Source organism: Microvirga antarctica (assembly GCF_017921815.1).
GTDB lineage: Bacteria > Pseudomonadota > Alphaproteobacteria > Rhizobiales > Beijerinckiaceae > Microvirga > Microvirga antarctica.
Window position 1 is genome coordinate 1 of sequence record NZ_JAGEMM010000189.1, and the last position, 282, is coordinate 282.

Genomic DNA, 282 nt, shown 5'->3' on the forward strand with positions numbered 1-282 from the left:
CTGACTGACATTCGCGACACACTGAATACGGCAATTGATAAGGAGTTGTCCCGTACAACCAGCGATGCGCTGTTTCTGGCGCTGCGCCGGGTGAAAGCAGATCTGAATGCGGATATCAACACGCGCCTTGAACAGTCTGCACGGATCATTCAGCGCACACCGGATGAGGTTTTACCCGCGCTGGTGCTGGCGGCGACCTGGTTTGATAACGCGGCGCGTGACGCGGACATTATCCGGCGTAATGCCATTACGCATCCCGGCTTTGTGCCGGTGATCCCTCTG

1 protein-coding gene is annotated in these 282 nt (G+C 57.1%); it reads left to right on the forward strand.

Annotation, left to right across the window (positions count from 1 at the left end):
- On the forward strand, positions 1 to 282 hold a 282-nt coding region (locus J4G32_RS21425), incomplete at both ends, for a hypothetical protein (RefSeq protein WP_210497764.1).